The sequence below is a fragment of the Lysobacter sp. HA35 genome (assembly GCF_054061195.1).
Map to the genome: position 1 here is coordinate 1,809,002 of NZ_JBSSDY010000001.1, position 15,539 is coordinate 1,824,540.

General features: G+C 67.7%; 16 protein-coding genes. 7 read left to right on the forward strand and 9 right to left on the reverse strand.

All coding sequences use genetic code 11. The features are described 5' to 3' along the window. Positions 1-19: 19 nt before the first annotated feature. The 6 genes from ACVWZN_RS08945 to ACVWZN_RS08970 form a co-directional block, all read right to left on the reverse strand. Positions 20-223 (reverse strand): hypothetical protein, encoded by a 204-nt coding sequence (locus tag ACVWZN_RS08945; protein ID WP_456953500.1) that lies wholly within the window; start codon positions 221-223, stop codon positions 20-22. Between the two features lie 52 nt (positions 224-275). Next, positions 276-539 (reverse strand): hypothetical protein, encoded by a 264-nt coding sequence (locus ACVWZN_RS08950; RefSeq protein WP_456953501.1) that lies wholly within the window; start codon positions 537-539, stop codon positions 276-278. 1 nt (position 540) lies between these two features. Then, entirely contained in the window at positions 541-2,730 is a 2,190-nt protein-coding gene (locus ACVWZN_RS08955; RefSeq protein WP_456953502.1) for a RelA/SpoT family protein, read from the reverse strand. Positions 2,731-2,883: 153 nt separating this feature from the next. Further along, complete coding sequence (rpoZ, locus tag ACVWZN_RS08960) at positions 2,884-3,180, reverse strand: DNA-directed RNA polymerase subunit omega (protein WP_027082026.1); 297 nt, start codon at positions 3,178-3,180, stop codon at positions 2,884-2,886. Between the two features lie 121 nt (positions 3,181-3,301). After that, a complete protein-coding gene (gene gmk / locus ACVWZN_RS08965; protein WP_027082025.1) occupies positions 3,302-3,925 on the reverse strand; it encodes a guanylate kinase in 624 nt (207 codons plus the stop codon). A gap of 86 nt (positions 3,926-4,011) precedes the next feature. Then, positions 4,012-4,860: a YicC/YloC family endoribonuclease gene (locus tag ACVWZN_RS08970; RefSeq protein WP_456954741.1), complete on the reverse strand. Its 849-nt coding sequence runs from the start codon at positions 4,858-4,860 to the stop codon at positions 4,012-4,014. Between the two features lie 84 nt (positions 4,861-4,944). On the opposite strand from ACVWZN_RS08970, the gene rph reads away from it, so the two are divergent. The 6 genes from rph to ACVWZN_RS09000 all read left to right on the forward strand — a co-directional run bounded on the left by rph (position 4,945) and on the right by ACVWZN_RS09000 (position 10,709). Continuing rightward, positions 4,945-5,682: a ribonuclease PH gene (gene rph, locus ACVWZN_RS08975; RefSeq protein WP_456953503.1), complete on the forward strand. Its 738-nt coding sequence runs from the start codon at positions 4,945-4,947 to the stop codon at positions 5,680-5,682. Between the two features lie 40 nt (positions 5,683-5,722). Further along, positions 5,723-6,322 carry an RdgB/HAM1 family non-canonical purine NTP pyrophosphatase gene (rdgB, locus tag ACVWZN_RS08980; protein WP_456953504.1) on the forward strand — a complete coding sequence of 200 codons (600 nt, stop codon included), beginning with the start codon at positions 5,723-5,725 and terminating at the stop codon, positions 6,320-6,322. Beyond that, positions 6,319-6,822: a hypothetical protein gene (locus ACVWZN_RS08985; protein WP_456953505.1), complete on the forward strand. Its 504-nt coding sequence runs from the start codon at positions 6,319-6,321 to the stop codon at positions 6,820-6,822. Before rdgB ends, ACVWZN_RS08985 begins: the two co-directional genes overlap by 4 nt. After that, a complete protein-coding gene (gene hemW, locus ACVWZN_RS08990; protein WP_456953506.1) occupies positions 6,819-8,000 on the forward strand; it encodes a radical SAM family heme chaperone HemW in 1,182 nt (393 codons plus the stop codon). The genes ACVWZN_RS08985 and hemW overlap by 4 nt, the downstream gene beginning before the upstream one ends. Before the next feature lie 112 nt (positions 8,001-8,112). After that, positions 8,113-10,353, forward strand: coding sequence for a DUF1631 family protein (locus tag ACVWZN_RS08995; RefSeq protein ID WP_456953507.1), 2,241 nt, complete (start codon positions 8,113-8,115; stop codon positions 10,351-10,353). Continuing rightward, positions 10,350-10,709, forward strand: coding sequence for a PilZ domain-containing protein (locus tag ACVWZN_RS09000; protein ID WP_027082018.1), 360 nt, complete (start codon positions 10,350-10,352; stop codon positions 10,707-10,709). Before ACVWZN_RS08995 ends, ACVWZN_RS09000 begins: the two co-directional genes overlap by 4 nt. Here ACVWZN_RS09000 and ACVWZN_RS09005 read toward each other — a convergent pair. Continuing rightward, a complete protein-coding gene (locus ACVWZN_RS09005; protein WP_456953508.1) occupies positions 10,700-13,339 on the reverse strand; it encodes a bifunctional diguanylate cyclase/phosphodiesterase in 2,640 nt (879 codons plus the stop codon). The genes ACVWZN_RS09000 and ACVWZN_RS09005 overlap by 10 nt on opposite strands. A gap of 25 nt (positions 13,340-13,364) precedes the next feature. Here ACVWZN_RS09005 and pepQ point away from each other — a divergent pair, with 25 nt between their 5' ends. Then, positions 13,365-14,693, forward strand: coding sequence for a Xaa-Pro dipeptidase (gene pepQ, locus ACVWZN_RS09010; RefSeq protein WP_456953509.1), 1,329 nt, complete (start codon positions 13,365-13,367; stop codon positions 14,691-14,693). On the opposite strand, the gene crcB is transcribed toward pepQ, so the two are convergent. Together crcB and msrB are read right to left on the reverse strand one after the other, a co-directional pair. Next, positions 14,694-15,074 carry a fluoride efflux transporter CrcB gene (gene crcB / locus ACVWZN_RS09015; protein WP_456953510.1) on the reverse strand — a complete coding sequence of 127 codons (381 nt, stop codon included), beginning with the start codon at positions 15,072-15,074 and terminating at the stop codon, positions 14,694-14,696. 1 nt (position 15,075) lies between these two features. Further along, entirely contained in the window at positions 15,076-15,501 is a 426-nt protein-coding gene (gene msrB, locus ACVWZN_RS09020; protein ID WP_027082014.1) for a peptide-methionine (R)-S-oxide reductase MsrB, read from the reverse strand. Positions 15,502-15,539 lie beyond the last annotated feature (38 nt).

Genomic DNA, 15,539 nt, shown 5'->3' on the forward strand with positions numbered 1-15,539 from the left:
CGGCGCCGGGTTCGTCGCGCTAGACGCGCACCACCCACGGAATTGCCGTGAGCACCGCACCGACCAGCGCGAGCACAAGCGCGCTCGAAATGAAGTACGGCACGACCATCAGCGCGATGCCGCATATCAGCGGAATGCCGGCGCGCTGTTTGCGCCCGTACATGGCGTAGCCGACACCAATGGAGCTCAGCAGCACGCCCAGCAGGAGGATCGATGTGCTCATCGTTCGCGGTTTCGCAGCCGGCTGTGTCGATGCGTCGAACGTCGCGCCGCGCTCATGTGCCCTGGGCCCGCACGGCATCCATCAGTGCGACGAATGCCGGCGACACCGACACCCATGCCTCACGGTCGTCGCCGAACAGGCGCGCCAGCAGCTTCAACGACGCGATCGCGGTTTCGGGCGGCAACTGCGCGGCCTGCACCAGGCGGTCGGCGAGCTGCTCGAGTTCGTCGGTTTCCAGACTCACCAGCGACGCACTCGTCGCCCGTTGTCGCACTTCGAGCGCGGCGGCGGCCAGCAGTTGCGGAATGCTCGACACGTCAGATGCGCTGCACGCCGAGCGCGACGGTGAGTTTGCGCACCTTGCGCATCACATCGGCGAGATGCTTCCGGTCCGTCACTTCGATACCAAAACGCAGCACCGCGACATTCGCATCGCGCTCGATGTATTCGACGCGGTCGATGTTCGCCTTCGCATCCGCGATCGCTGCGGCGATTTGCGCGAGCGCGCCCGGACGGTTGTCGACCTCGATCTTGAGCGCGGCATGGAAATCGCCGCGCACTTCGCGATCCCAGCCGATCGGCACCCAGCGGTCGGGTGATTTGCGGTATTCAGCAACGTTCGGACAGTCGAGCCGATGCACGACGATGCCGCGGCCGGCCGTGTGGTAACCCATGATTTCGTCGCCCGGCACCGGCAGACAGCAGCTCGCGAACGAGATGACGCCCTTCTCGTGGCCAGTGATGAGGATGCGGTCCTGCACGCCGTCGATGAGGTCTTCGGCGCGCGGCTTCAGGTTCGCGCCACGTTCGCGCACGAGCGCCAAGGCGACCTGCGACGGCATGCGGTTGCCGAGCGCGATATCGGCCAGCAAGGCTTCGAGTCGCGGATAACGGTTCTCGCCGAGATACGCCTCGAGCCGGATCGCGGGCACGCGTTCGAGCGATGTCTCGAGTGATTCGAGCGCACGATCGAGCATGCGGTGGCCGATCTGCACCGCGTCCTCGTGCTCGAGCTGTTTGAGCTGCTGGCGGATCGCGGTGCGCGCCTTGCCGGTGACCACGAACTCGAGCCACTGCGGCTTCGGCGTCGCCGAGCGCGCGGTGATGATGTCGATGCGCTGGCCGCTCGCGAGCTTCGTGCGCAGCGGCACCAGCTTGCCGTCGACGCGCGCGGCCACCGCTGTCTTGCCGATGTCGGTGTGCACGGCGAACGCGAAATCGAGTGCGGTGGAATTGCGCGGCAGCGAGAGGATGTCGCCCTTCGGCGTGAATACGTAGACCTCGTCCGGAAACAGGTCGACCTTGACGTTCTCGAGGAACTCGAGCGACGAGCCGGCCGAACGCTGCGATTCGACGAGATTGGTAATCCAGTGGTGCGCACGGTTCTGAGCGCTGTTGTAACCGTCGCCGCCGAACTTGTACGACCAGTGCGCCGCGATGCCGCGCTCGGCGACGAGGTCCATTTCCTCGGTACGGATCTGCACTTCGACCGGCGAGCCGTACGGCCCGAACAGCACGGTGTGCAGCGACTGGTATCCGTTCGCCTTGGGAATGGCGATGAAGTCGCGGAAGCGCGAGTCCAGCGGTTTGTACACGCTGTGCGACACGCCGAGCGCGCGATAGCAGTCGCCCACGTTCCGCACGACGACGCGGAAGCCGAACACGTCCATCACCTGGCGGAAGCTCTTATGTTCGGTGCGCATCTTGGTGTAGATGCTCCACGGCGACTTCACCCGGCTCACGAGGCGGTGGATGACTTTGTCTTTCGCCAGCTTCTGCGCGAGGTTGGCTTCGATCTGCGCCAGCAGTTCGCGACGCATCACCGGCTGCGTGCGGATGCGCTTGGCGATGACCGCGTGCCGCCACGGATGCAACGCGCGGAAGCCGTGATCCTGCAGCTCGGCCTTGAACAGGTTCATGCCCAGGCGTTGCGCGATCGGCGCATAGATCTCGATCGTCTCGCGGGCGATGCGCTTGCTCGACTCCGGGCTCTGCGCGCCGAGCGTGCGCATGTTGTGCAGGCGGTCGGCGAGCTTGATCAGGATGACGCGCAGGTCGCGCGACATGGCCAGCAGCATCTTGCGGAAGCTCTCGGCCGCCGCTTCCTGGCGGTCGCGGAACTGCAGCTTGTCGAGCTTGGTGACGCCGTCGACCAGCTCGGCCACCGTCGGCCCGAACTCGCTGGTCAGCTGCTCGTGGCTCAGCTCGGTGTCTTCGAGCGTGTCGTGCAGGATGGCCGCGATCAGCGTTTCGGCGTCCAGCCCCTGCTCGGCCAGCACTTTAGCAACGGCGACCGGATGGGTGATGTAGGGCTCGCCCGACTTGCGGGTCTGGCCCGCATGGGCGGCCGCGCCGAGGCGCCATGCCTTGCGGAGCAGCGCGCGCTGGTCGTCGCCCAGGTAAGACGCCGCCTTCTCGAGTTCGAGAACGTACTCCGGCACCTCGTCGGTGGACACCGGCGGAGGCGCAACGGTCTTCGGGCTGGCGACGCGATCGAACGAACTCATTACGACCGACTATACGTCCGCGTCCCGACCACGCAACGTTTTAAGCGGCTGCGTTCGGCCGCCGGTTCACTGCGAGCAACGAAGCGTGACGAACCTCAGAAACGACAAGCCCCGCCGGAGCGGGGCCTGTTCGCAGCGGGACGATCGCGAGGATCAGTCGTCGCCCTTCGAGAGGTCGTCGTCGGCGACCACTTCCGCGGCGGCCCACTCCAGGGCCTCGCGCTCCTTGCGCTCGCGCTCGGCCTTCTCGACCGCGTCGATGTATTCGTTGTCGATGCGGCGCGCGGCGATTTCGCGCAGCGCCAGCACCGTCGGCTTGTCGTTGGCTTCGTTCTCGAGCTGGGCGTCGACGCCGGCGGCGAGCTGGCGGGCGCGCTTGGACGCCATCATGACGAGCTCGAAGCGGTTGTCGACGACCTGCAGGCAGTCTTCTACGGTGATGCGGGCCATGCGGGCTCCCGGCGGCCGGAAGGCGCGCCACGTGATTCAAAGGGGCTGGCAGTGTAGGGCCGGCCCGGCGTCGAGGCAAGCCTTTCCTTTGGAATCAGTCAGTTAGGCCGCGACCGACCGCTTACGACGGGTCGTCGACCAGCAATGCCGTGATGAGCCGCGAGTGCCGCGCGACCTGCGGGTCGCGGCGCAGGCGGCTGGCGGTGAAGATTGCGCACATCTCGGACACGGCGGTCTGGAAGTCCTCGTTGACCACGAGGTAGTCGAACTCGCCGTAGTGGCTCATCTCGTCACGGGCGGCGGCCAGGCGCTGCGCGATCACGTCCTCGCTGTCCTGCCCGCGCTTGCGCATGCGCTCGTCGAGCGCGGCGCGCGATGGCGGGAGGATGAATACGCTGATTGCGTCCGGCACCTTGGCGCGAACCTGGCGGGCGCCCTGCCAGTCGATCTCCAGCAGGACGTCGCGCCCTGAATTCAACTGAGGCTCGACCGACTGCCGCGCCGTGCCTTTCCAGTCGCCGTGCACGCGGGCGTGCTCGAAGAAGTCGCCGGCGGCGACCATCGCTTGGAAGTCGTCGGCGGTGACGAAGTGGTAGTGCTCGGCGTGTCGCTCACCCGGACGTGGCGCGCGAGAGGTGAACGAGATCGACAGCGAGATGTTCGGATCGCGGGCGAGCACCGCGTTGACGATGCTCGATTTGCCCGCGCCCGAGGGCGCCGCGACGATGAAAAGGGTTCCGCGCATGGGCCGTTCTGGTCTGCGGGTGTCGGCGGGGCCGGGCTGCCGAATCCTAACCGCTCCTGCGGCGCGGCGTTCCGGCCGGGCGGCCGTCACTCAATGTTCTGGACCTGCTCGCGGATCTGGTCGATCAGCACCTTGAGGTCGATCGCCGCCGACGAGGTGCGGCTGTCGACCGACTTGCTGCCCAGCGTGTTCGCCTCGCGGTTGAACTCCTGCAGCAGGAAGTCGAGGCGACGGCCCACCGCTTCGCGCAGCTTGAGCACGCGCCGCGCTTCGTCGAGGTGCGCGTCGAGCCGATCGAGCTCTTCGTCGACGTCGAGCTTCTGCAGCGCGAGAACGAGTTCCTGTTCGATGCGGCCGGGGTCGACCGGCGTCGGCAGGTCGGCCAAGCGCGTTTCGAGTCGCGTGCGCTGGCCTTCGCGGATCGCCGGGATGCATTCGCGCACCACGTCGCGGATCGCGGAAATGCCGTCGAGCCGCTCGGTGATCGCCTGCGCGAGCTTGGAGCCTTCGCGTTCGCGCGACGCGACGAACTCTTCCAGCACGCGATCGAGCAGCGCCAGCGCGTCGGAATGGAGCGCGGCCGGATCGATGCCCTCGCCTTTCACCACGCCGGGAATCTGCAGCAGCTGCGAGAAATCGGTGCGCAGGCCCGGGAAATCGGTTTCGAGTTCGCGCGACAGGCGGGCGAGCTCGGCGAGGCGCTCGCGATTGACCTGCAGTGCGCCGCCGCCGTCGGCCGCACGCAGGCGGAAGCTGACGTCGACCTTGCCGCGGCTGATGCGCGCGCCGATTCGCTCACGCAGGGCGGGTTCGAGCGCGCGCAGCTCGTCGGGCAGGCGCGTGGCGATCTCGAGGAAACGGTGGTTCACCGAGCGCAGTTCGCAGGCGAGCGTGCCCCAGGGCGTGATGGATTCGCCGCTCGCGAAGGCGGTCATGCTGCGGATGGACATGCGGTTCGCTGCCGGTGCTGCGGGGCGTGGATGGTACGCTCACGCGCCGTCGCCCGGATATCGCCGCCCATGAGCGCGACCGCCAGTTTCGCCCGTCCATCCGGGCGCGCGCCCGATGCATTGCGCCCCGTGCGCATCACCCGCGGCTTCACCAAACACGCGGAAGGCTCGGTGCTCATCGAATTCGGCGAGACGCGCGTGCTCTGCACCGCCACCGTCGAATCGAAGGTGCCCGGCTTCCTGCGCGGCAAGGGCGAAGGCTGGGTCACGGCCGAGTACGGAATGCTTCCGCGCTCGACCAATACCCGCAACGACCGTGAAGCCTCGCGCGGCAAGCAGGGCGGCCGCACGCTCGAAATCCAGCGACTGATCGGCCGTTCGCTGCGCGCCTGCGTCGACCGTCGTGCGCTCGGCGAACGCACGATCACGCTGGACTGCGACGTGCTGCAGGCCGATGGCGGCACGCGCACCGCGGCGATCACCGGCGCGTACGTCGCGCTGGTCGATGCGGCGCAGTGGCTGCTCGGTCGCGGCGACATCAAACGCGACTTCGTGCTCGGCGCGGTGGCGGCGGTATCCGTCGGCGTGTATCGCGGCGTGCCGGTGCTCGATCTCGATTACGCCGAAGACAGCGACTGCGATACCGACATGAACGTCGTCATGAACGACGGCGGCGGTTTCATCGAGCTGCAAGGCACAGCCGAGGGCCATGCGTTCCGGCGCGACGAATTGAACGCGCTGACCGACCTGGCGGAACGCGGAATCGCGCAGCTCGTCGCATTCCAGCGCGAGGCACTGGGTCGCTGATCCACCCGGCGTACACCCGCCGGGCGTCAGGATGATGCGCATGAAAGTCGTGGTCGCCAGCGGCAACCCGGGCAAGCTTGCCGAGTTCGAGCGCCTGCTCGCGCCGCTGGGTTTCGATTGCATCGCGCAGGGCGAGCTCGGCGTCGAGGACATCGAAGAGACTGGCCTGACGTTCGTGGAAAACGCGCTGTTCAAGGCGCGCAATGCGGCACGCGTCACCGGTCTTCCCGCATTGGCGGACGATTCGGGCCTGTGCGTCGACGCACTCGACGGTGCGCCCGGCCTGTACTCCGCGCGCTATGCCGGCGAGCCGGCGAACCCGGCCGCGAATATCGACAAGCTGCTCGGTGAGTTGCGCGGACGCGGCGACGCGGAACGCGGCGCGTATTTCCATGCAGCCATCGTGCTGCTGCGGCATGCGGCCGATCCACGACCGGTGGTCGCCGAAGGCAGCTGGCACGGGCGCATTCTCGAAGCACCGCGCGGCGCCGGCGGATTCGGTTACGACCCTGTGTTCCTCGACGTCGAGCGCGGCATGTCCGCGGCCGAGCTCGACGCGGACACCAAGGCGCGCATCAGCCATCGCGGTCGCGCGGTGGATGTATTGCGGTCGCGACTCGCGGAGTGGAGGTCGACATGAGCACGCTTCGGGAAGACCTCGACGTCGGTTGGCAGTCGCGGATCGCCGTGGCCGTGTCGGCAGGCGTGGCGACGGTTGTCGCGTCGATCGTGGCGGGTGTCGTGCTGGGTCCAATGGTCGCGGTTGTCGTCGTGCTGGCGATGACGCTGGCAGTGATGTCGCGCGTGCAGTGGGCGGCGGTCGATGGCCCGGCATTGCAATTGCGCGATGCGACCACCGGTTATGCGTACCGCTTGCTTCCCGCACGGCAAGTCGCGCGCCTGCGCTATCGACGCACGCGTCTGCCATGGTGCCGGCTGCGGGTCGAAGCCGATCGCTTCGGCGTCGTGCTGGTGCTTAGCGCGCCATCGTCGTCGCACGCAACGGCTCGCGCGATCACGATGTGGCTGATCGTGCACGGCCGTCGTCGCACGCGCATCGACGCCCCACTGCTCGACGCACTGGCCGGCATGCCCGAGCATGGGCCCGCCCGCCAGCCGCACGACGCCTCACCCGCATGAGCCTCACCACCCCGCCGCTCTCGCTCTACGTGCATGTGCCGTGGTGCGTAAAGAAGTGCCCGTACTGCGATTTCAATTCACACCAGGGGCGCGGCGAACTTCCGCTCGCGCAGTACGTCGATGCGCTGATCGCCGATCTCGACTTCGACCTTCCGCTGGTCTGGGGCCGCACGATCCGCACCGTGTTCTTCGGTGGCGGCACGCCGAGCCTGATGCCGGCCGATCTCATTGACCGCTTCCTGCAGACGGCGAGTTCGCGGCTGCGCTTCGCGCCGGACTGCGAGATCACGCTCGAGACCAACCCCGGTACCTCGGAGTTCGGCAAGCTCGCCGACTACCGCGCCGCGGGCGTCAACCGGCTCAGCTTCGGCGTGCAGAGCTTCGACGACGGCTGCCTCGAACGCCTCGGTCGCATACACGATTCCGCGCAGGCCGCGAACGCGATCCGCCAGGCGCAGGACGCCGGCTTCGAGGAACTCAACCTCGACCTCATGTATGCGCTGCCCGGCCAGAGCCTCGCGATGGCGGAACTCGACGTCGAACGTGCGATCGAACTCGCACCGACGCACATCTCGCACTACCAGCTCACGCTCGAGCCCAACACGGTCTTCGCCGCGCGCCCGCCGAAGAACATCCCCGACGACGATCTCGCCTGGGACATGCAGGAGCATTGCCAGGCGCTGCTCGCGCGGGCCGGCTATGAGCACTACGAGACCAGCGCCTACGCGCGGCCCGGGCATCGATCGGCGCATAACCTCAATTACTGGCGGTTCGGCGACTACGTCGGCATCGGTGCCGGTGCGCACGGCAAGATCACGATGGGCGCCGAGCAGACCATCCTGCGTCGCTGGAAGCACAAGCATCCGACCAAGTATCTGGAAACCGCCGGAACGGCCGCGGCTATCGGCGGCGACGAGCGCATCGAGCCGGCGCGTCGGCCCTTCGAATTCATGCTCAATGCGCTGCGCCTGCACGAAGGCTTCGCGTGGTCGCAGTTCGAATCGCGCACCGGCCTGCCTCGGGAAGCGATCGACGGCCCCATTGCGGAAGCCTTTGAACGGGGCTGGCTGGCGCAGGACGCGGAGCGCGTGTGGCCCACTGAGATGGGCCGTCGGTTCACCAACGACGTGCTGGAATTATTCCTCGATGCGCCGGTCGAAGCTGACATCGGCGCTTGACCGTGTTTAGATCGTCTCAGTTGGCGGGGAGAACCAGGTGTCTGTCCCATTTCCACCCCATAGGCGGATTCCGTCCGCGGACGCGATTGCGTCCGCGGCGTTACCGCGTCGGGTGCGGGACGCAGTGGACGCCGTGTACACCACGGCGTACGAGCTTGTCGTCGACCCGTTCGACCGCGCGCTCACGCAGATCGCCGGCCGCCTGACCAACCCGCGCGACACCGGTACGATCTTCGCGCTCGGCAGCGTTCAGGCCGAACAGTCGCAACTCCTGCTGCGGCGTCAGCGCGACCTTATCGACAGATTCGCGCGTGCGCTCGACACCGAGCTGGCGACGCTTCGCGCCACGCCGCAGCCGTCGCGCGCGAATTCTTCCGCAGCATTCGCGATGCCCTCGTTCGACGAACTACGCTTGGTCGATGACGACGAGCAGGACATCGAAACCGAATTGAAGACGGTAACCCTCCGCGTCGAAGCGCGCGCGCCGTTGCCCATCCACCTGTTGTGCCAGCGCTTCGGCGTGCTGGCCGAACGCCCCGCATTCGAGCCGCTGACGCTGCCTGTGGGGCCGCGTCGCCTGTGCGAAATGGTGGTGGCCGCCGCGGAGTCGTGCGGCCTGCACTTGCCGATGCGTGTGATGCTTCTTCGGGAATTCGACCGCTCGGTACTGGTGGACTATCCGGTCGCTGCCGAAGCGATCAACGAAGCACTGGTGCGCCAGCGCATCATGCCCGGGCTGTCATTCGTCCCGTTGCGTCCGCGCGCACGCGTGGCGAACGCGACGGTCGAGGGAAGCGCCGTCGCCGAACGCGAGCGTCCGCATACAGGCTGGACCGGCGCGGCGCCCAGCGAAGGTGACACCCCGACGTTCGAACTGCTGCAGGAATTGCTCGCCTCAAAACGTTCGATGGCTGACCGCTTCCGCGGCAGCTTCGGCGGCGCGAACGCGGGCGCGAGCTTCGGCGGAAGTTCTGGCTTTGGTGGCGAGCAAAACAACGGGGACGCGGGCCGCAGCACAGGCTCCATCAGCACGAGTGCGCTCGCGGCTGCGAGCGCGCGTCCCGAACTTCCGACCGCCGTCGCGCTGCAGTTGTTGGCGTCCGCGGGCGACGACGTCAACAGTCTCGACATCGACGGCATCCGTCAGTGGCTTCTCCTGCACGCGCGGCAGCGCCAGGGCGAGGCGGTCGCGTTGTCGCGCGAGGATGCCGACATCTTCGAGTTGCTGTCGCTGATGTACGCGCATCTCGAACGCGAGATCCGCAGCGATGCGCCGGCGAAAACGATGCTGGATCGCCTGCGGCTGCCGCTGCTGCGCCTCGCGCTCGCCGATCCCGGCTTCTTCCTGCGCGCCGCGCACCCCGCGCGCGAAGTGCTCAACGCGGTCGCCGAATCCGGCGCGCGCTGGTACGCAGCAGACGACATCGACCCGCAACTTCTGCTGCACCTCGAGCGCATCGTCGACGCGATCGCACGCGCGCCGGATGATCCGGCCGCGGCGTTCCGCACGGGCGTAACCGCGCTCGACCAGCAACTGCAAGCGGTCGCGCGTCGCTCCGAAATTTCGGAGCGACGCAACGTCGAAGCAGCGCGCGGCAAGGACAAGCTCGCCGTTGCGCGTCGGCGCGCCGCGGACGTCATCGATGCCGCACTGCAGTCGATCAAGCTGCCCGCATTCCACCGGGGCATGCTGCGCCACGCCTGGGCCGACGTGCTCACCCTCGCGCATCTGCGCCACGGCGAGGACAGCACGGAATGGGCGGGACTCGTCGAGGCGACCGACGAACTCGTCTGCGCCGCGGCGGGTCAGGCGAATGCGGGGTCGGATCTCGTGCTACTCGTCGACCAGTGGCTGTCGACGGTGGGCTACCACGCTGACGACGCATCGCGCATCGCACGCATCCTCACGGGCACCGAAGACGACAGCGGCGATGACACCTCGACGCGCACCGAACTTGCCATGCGCCTGAAGTCGCGTGCACGTCTTGGCGAGGACACCGATGCCGACAGCGATGGCGGCGAGCGGCTCGACGCTGAAGCGCAGCTGCAGGCCAATCGCATCCGCGAGCTGCCGCCCGGCACATGGTTCGACCTGCGCGACGAAGGCGGCGCAACGATGCGACGCCGCCTGTCGTGGTTCAGCACCGTGACGGGGCAGACGCTGTTCGTGAATCCTCGCGGCCAGCGCGTCGCGGACGGCACCGTCGACGGACTCGCCCGCGATCTCGCGGCGGGACGTGCGCAGGTCGTCACCGCAGGCGAAGGACGCATCGTCGATCGCGCATGGCGCGCTGCGCTGCAATCGCTCGGCGCCGGATCTACACCGGGCCGTCGACCGGAGCGGACCGCATGAACACGCTTGCCGACGAAGCGCGTCGCAGCCGGCGTCGCCGCGTCGATGACCGTGTGGAAGTCATCGACGAGATGACGGGCCAGGCGGTCGGCCAGCTCGGCAACATCTCCGAAAGCGGCATGCTCCTGCTCGCGAGTGGGCCGCTGCACGAGGACTGCCTCTACCAGCTCCGTTTCATGCTCGCCGACCGCGCCGGCAATCGCCATGCATTCGAAGTCGGCGCGCATCTGCTCTGGCAGAACGCGGCGGCAGCGCCCGGCCAGGCCTGGACGGGCTTTCGCTTCCTCTCGCTCGACGACGGCCAGATCGACCGCCTGCGCGACTGGATCGACGCGCCGGGCGCGACCTACGTCTGATCGCGACGGTGGATCTGCGCCGGCTCGGGCCGGTGCAATGCGAAACCCTGCGCATGGTCGACGCCGATTTCGGTGAGCGAGCGGATGATCGCGTCGCTGTCCACCCATTCGGCTACCACCTGCATGCCGCGCTGATGGCCGATGTCGGTGACGGCGCGCACGATGGCGTGGCTCATCGGATCACTGATCAGGTCCTGCACGAAGCTGCCGTCGATCTTGATCATGTCGACCGGCAGGTTCTTGAGATAACCGAACGACGACATGCCGACGCCGAAGTCGTCCAGCGAAATGCGGCAGCCGGCCTTGCGCAGCTGGTTCATGAAACGCGACACCTGCGCGAGATTGCGCACCGCGAGCGTCTCGGTGATCTCGAAGCACAGGCGTCGCGGATCGATGTCGTGCTGCGCGATGAGTTCGAGGATGCGCGCGACGAAGGATTCGTCCTCGATCGTCGCGCCTGAAAGATTGACCGCCACCATCGACAGGCCGCGCCCTTCCGGATGCAGGTTGTCGATGTTCGCGAGCGCGGTCTCGACCACCCAGCGATCGATCGCGGGCATCAGGCCGTAACGCTCGGCCGCCGGGATGAACGCGCCCGGCGGCACGATGCGGTCGTCCTCGTCGAGAAGCCGCAGCAGCAACTCGAGACGTGTGCCGCCGGCGAGGCTCTTCAGCGGATGCACTTCCTGGAAATACAGGCGGAAACGGTCGGCTTCCAGCGCCCATCGCAGGCGGTGCGCCCATTCCATCTCGGTGCGACGCTGCGCCATCGCGTTGTCGCCGACGGAGAAGAAGTGCACACGGTTTCGACCTGCTTCCTTCGCCATGTAACAGGCGCTGTCGGCCTGCGCGAAAAGCTCCTTCAACGAACTCGTCGCATCGAGCAGCACGCCACCGATGCTCGCGGTGATGCCGTAGCTCGACTGGTCCCACACGAACGTGTAGCCGTCGATGTGCTGCCGCAGGCGTTCCGCGACAAGGCGCGCCGCGGCTTCGTCCTGCACGTCGCAGGCGAGCACGCCGAACTCGTCGCCGCCGAGGCGCGCCAGCACGTCGCCGGATCGCAACTGTTCGCGCATCACCTGCGCGAGTTGCGACAACAGCTGGTCGCCCGCGGCATGGCCGGAGGTGTCGTTGATCAGCTTGAACTGATCCAGATCGACGTAGAGCAGTGCGTAATGCGTGAGGCTCTGCGCGGAGTGCGCGAGCGTGCGTTCGACGTGGCGCTCGAACTCACGACGGTTGTAGAGCTCCGTCAGCGCGTCGTGCGAGGCCTGGTAGCTCAGCAACTCGGTGAGCTGGCGCTGCTGCGAGATGTCGGACGCGACGACGAGCCGCTTCCACAGACCGTTGATGCGCACGCGCGACATCGACACGCTGGCCCAGAAGCGGTCGCCGTTCGTGCTGCGCAACATGGCCTCGACGCTTTCCCAGCCCGGATCCTCGGCCTGCATCACTTCGGCACGGCGATGCGCGTCTTCGAACAACGCATCGAGCGGCGTGCCGTCGACGTTCTCGCCCAAGCGGATGCGCGCGGCTTCGTTCGCGTACATCACGCGTCCGTCGTCCTCGCGCGCCAGCAGCACGAGCGCGGGCAGCAATTCGTTGACGACGCGGAAGCGCTCCTCACTCTCGCGATAGCGACGGCTCATCGCCTCGCCGACCGCCAGCGCACGGCGTCGCGCACCCGCCAGCGCCGCGATCCACAACGCGAACAGCACGCTTCCGGCGATGCCCGCGACAACGAGCGGCAGGCTCTGGCGCATGTCGATGCGGCCATCGAGCGCGTCGTGCATGTCGACGCGCCAGTGGCGGCCTGCGAACGCGATGATGTGCGTGGCCTTCCAGCCGTTCGCGCTGGCCGCGTGGCCGGGACTGGAATCGAATACGACCGCACCCGACGGCGCATCGAGGTCGACCACGCGGAGGTGCAGCGAGTGACGCCATTCGGGACGAAACGCATCCGCCGCGAGCCGTGAGATGCGGAACGACATCGCCACGGACCCGACGAAACGCGCGCGGCGATCGTCCAGCGTCACCGGCGGCTCGCCGGGGCTGTAGACGGGCAGCCGTAGCAGCAGGCCGTCGGGCGCGTGGTCGGCCGGATCCTGGATCAGTCGGAACGGCGCCGACAGCACCGCCCGGTTGGTGTCGCGCGACTGCTGCAGCGCGACGAGGTTCGCCGGCTGTGCGCGCACGTCGAGACCCAGCACGCGTTCGTTGCCCACGCGGGGCGCGACGTACAGCGTCGGATAGTGCAACCCGTCCGCGCGCGCCTGCGGCACCGAATAGACGACTGCCTGCAGGCCGGGCAGGCGTCGATGCAGGTCGAGCGCGCGATACAGGCGATCGAAGCTTTCGAAATCGATGTCGTGGCTGAGGAAGCCGGTCTGCAACGCACGCAGCGCCAGGTCGTAGTCACGCAGTTGTTCCTGCAGTGCGCCGATCTCGCCGTCGGCCAGCGCCCGCAGATGCTGCGCCCGCTCCAGGCGCGCGCGATGCAGCTGCTCACCCACTAGCGCCGCCGTCAGCAGCAGTCCCACGCCGAGCGCGACGAGGCTTGCAGCCCATGCGCGTCGCGGCCGCCGCCGCACGCCGGGCGACTTGCCTGCGGATCGGTCAGAATCCACGTCGTCGCCCTCCGATGCTGTCGACATGACCGATCCTTCGCTTTCGTCCCTGTACGCCCGCCACATCGAAGTGCTGCAGGCCCGCACCGCCATCGCGCTGGAGCGCGGCGGTTTCGACCACCTCGTCGTTCCCAGCGGCACCCTGCACTATCAGGCGTTCGACGACGATCGTGACTATCCGTATGCGGTGAACCCGCAATTCAAGGCGTGGTTGCCGCTCGTGCGCAACCCGGGAAGCTGGCTCGTCGCCACGCCGGGTCAGCGTCCCAAATTGATTTACCTGCAGCCGCGTGATTACTGGCACGTGGTCCCCGAGGCGCCGCGTGGTTGGTGGGTCGAGCATTTCGACGTCGTGGTGATACGCACGATCGAAGAAGCCGCCAGCCACCTGCCCCCTCCTGGCAGGTGCGCGATCGTCGGCGAACCGCAGAGCGCGCTTGGCGATTATGCGCCGAACAATCCGGCCGCGGTCATCGCATACCTTGAATACCACCGCGCTTTCAAGACGCCGTACGAGATCGCGATGATGCGCGCGGCCTCGCGTATCGGTACGCGTGCGCATCGTGCCGCCGAGGCCGCGTTCCGCGACGGCCGTTCCGAATTCGACATCCACCTCGCCTACTGCGCGGCTGCGCGGCAGGACGCCAACGACCTGCCCTACGGCAACATCGTCGCGCTCAACGAGCACGGCGCGGTGCTGCATTACACCGAACTCGATCGCGATGCGCCCGCCGACATCCGCAGTTTCCTGATCGACGCCGGCGCGTCCTACGGTGGCTACGCCTGCGACATCACGCGCACCTACGCGCGCGATGCGGACAGCGAATTCCAGTCGCTGATCAACGCCGTCGACGCCGCACAGCAGCGTATGTGCGCGCAGGTGCGTTCGGGCGTCGACTACCGTCAGTTGCACCTCGATGCGCACCTCGCACTCGCCGGCGTGCTGCGCGACCACGGCGTGCTGCGCGTGTCGCCGGAAGCCGCGGTGGCGACGGGCGTCAGCGCGACCTTCTTCCCGCACGGTCTCGGCCACGGCATCGGCCTGCAGGTGCACGACGTCGCAGGCTTCGCGTCGGACGACGCGGGCGGGCCGTCGCTGCCGAAACCCGAAGGCCATCCCTACCTGCGCCTGACGCGCACGCTGGCGCCGGGCATGGCGGTGACGATCGAGCCCGGCCTGTACTTCATCGACATGCTGCTCGAAGACCTGCGCGCGGGGCCGCATGCGGACAGCGTCGACTGGTCGCGCGTCGATGCGTTCCGCCCCTACGGCGGCATCCGCATCGAGGACGACGTGGTCTGCACGGACGGCGATCCGCTCAACCTCACGCGCGACGCGTTCGCCGCGACCTGATCAGCGCGCGAACGCCACGACCTTCATGCCGATCCACACGGCCACAAGGCCGAACAGCACGCTAGCGACGACGTAGCCCGTCGCGAGCAGCGCATCGCCGCGACGCAGCATCAGCATCGTCTCCAGGCCAAACGCCGAGAACGTGGTGTAGCCGCCGAGCACGCCGGTCACGAGCAACAGGCGCGCCGGGCCGTTGAGCCCCGGCATCTGCTCGGCGAGCGCCGCGAAGACACCGATCAGCAGACAGCCCGAGACGTTGACAGCGAGCGTGCCCACCGGGAACCGCCACGCGGTCGACGTAGCGAGCATCGCAGTACCGATCAGGTGACGCGCCATCGCGCCGAGCGCGCCGCCGGCGCCCACCAGCAACACGTCTCGCATGTCAGCCCGTGGGCTCGGATTCGAAGTCGAGCGCGGCGGAATTGATGCAGTAGCGCAGGCCGGTCGGCGGCGGGCCGTCGGGGAACACGTGGCCCAAGTGCGAATCGCAGTGCGCGCATTTGACCTCGACGCGCCGCATGCCGTGGCTTTCGTCCGCATGCTCGACCACCGCTTCCGGCGTGGCCGGCCGCACGAAGCTCGGCCATCCGCTGCCGGAGTCGTATTTATCCACCGAAAGAAACAGCCGGGAACCGCAGGCGACGCAGGTGTAGGTGCCCGCGACCTTGTGGTTCCAGTACTTGCCGGTGAACGCGCGCTCGGTGGCCGAGCACCGGCACACCGCGTACTGCTCCGGAGTGAGCTTCGCGCGCCATTCGTCGTCTGTCGGCGTCTGCGCGATGTCGTTCCGCGTGTCGTCTGAACTCATGCCGCCTCCACTTCGCTGGCCCGATCCTGCCGCGTTGC

Bases quoted from the DNA above. Each gene is read 5' to 3' on its own strand.
- rph (WP_456953503.1), top strand. From the start codon at position 4,945: ATGAGCGCGACCGCCAGTTTCGCCCGTCCATCCGGGCGCGCGCCCGAT.
- ACVWZN_RS08970 (WP_456954741.1), bottom strand. From the start codon at position 4,860: ATGACCGCCTTCGCGAGCGGCGAATCCATCACGCCCTGGGGCACGCTC.
- rdgB (WP_456953504.1), top strand. From the start codon at position 5,723: ATGAAAGTCGTGGTCGCCAGCGGCAACCCGGGCAAGCTTGCCGAGTTC.
- pepQ (WP_456953509.1), top strand. From the start codon at position 13,365: ATGACCGATCCTTCGCTTTCGTCCCTGTACGCCCGCCACATCGAAGTG.
- rpoZ (WP_027082026.1), bottom strand. From the start codon at position 3,180: ATGGCCCGCATCACCGTAGAAGACTGCCTGCAGGTCGTCGACAACCGC.
- ACVWZN_RS08985 (WP_456953505.1), top strand. From the start codon at position 6,319: ATGAGCACGCTTCGGGAAGACCTCGACGTCGGTTGGCAGTCGCGGATC.
- crcB (WP_456953510.1), bottom strand. From the start codon at position 15,074: ATGCGAGACGTGTTGCTGGTGGGCGCCGGCGGCGCGCTCGGCGCGATG.
- msrB (WP_027082014.1), bottom strand. From the start codon at position 15,501: ATGAGTTCAGACGACACGCGGAACGACATCGCGCAGACGCCGACAGAC.
- ACVWZN_RS08945 (WP_456953500.1), bottom strand. From the start codon at position 223: ATGAGCACATCGATCCTCCTGCTGGGCGTGCTGCTGAGCTCCATTGGT.
- ACVWZN_RS08955 (WP_456953502.1), bottom strand. From the start codon at position 2,730: ATGAGTTCGTTCGATCGCGTCGCCAGCCCGAAGACCGTTGCGCCTCCG.
- gmk (WP_027082025.1), bottom strand. From the start codon at position 3,925: ATGCGCGGAACCCTTTTCATCGTCGCGGCGCCCTCGGGCGCGGGCAAA.
- ACVWZN_RS09000 (WP_027082018.1), top strand. From the start codon at position 10,350: ATGAACACGCTTGCCGACGAAGCGCGTCGCAGCCGGCGTCGCCGCGTC.
- hemW (WP_456953506.1), top strand. From the start codon at position 6,819: ATGAGCCTCACCACCCCGCCGCTCTCGCTCTACGTGCATGTGCCGTGG.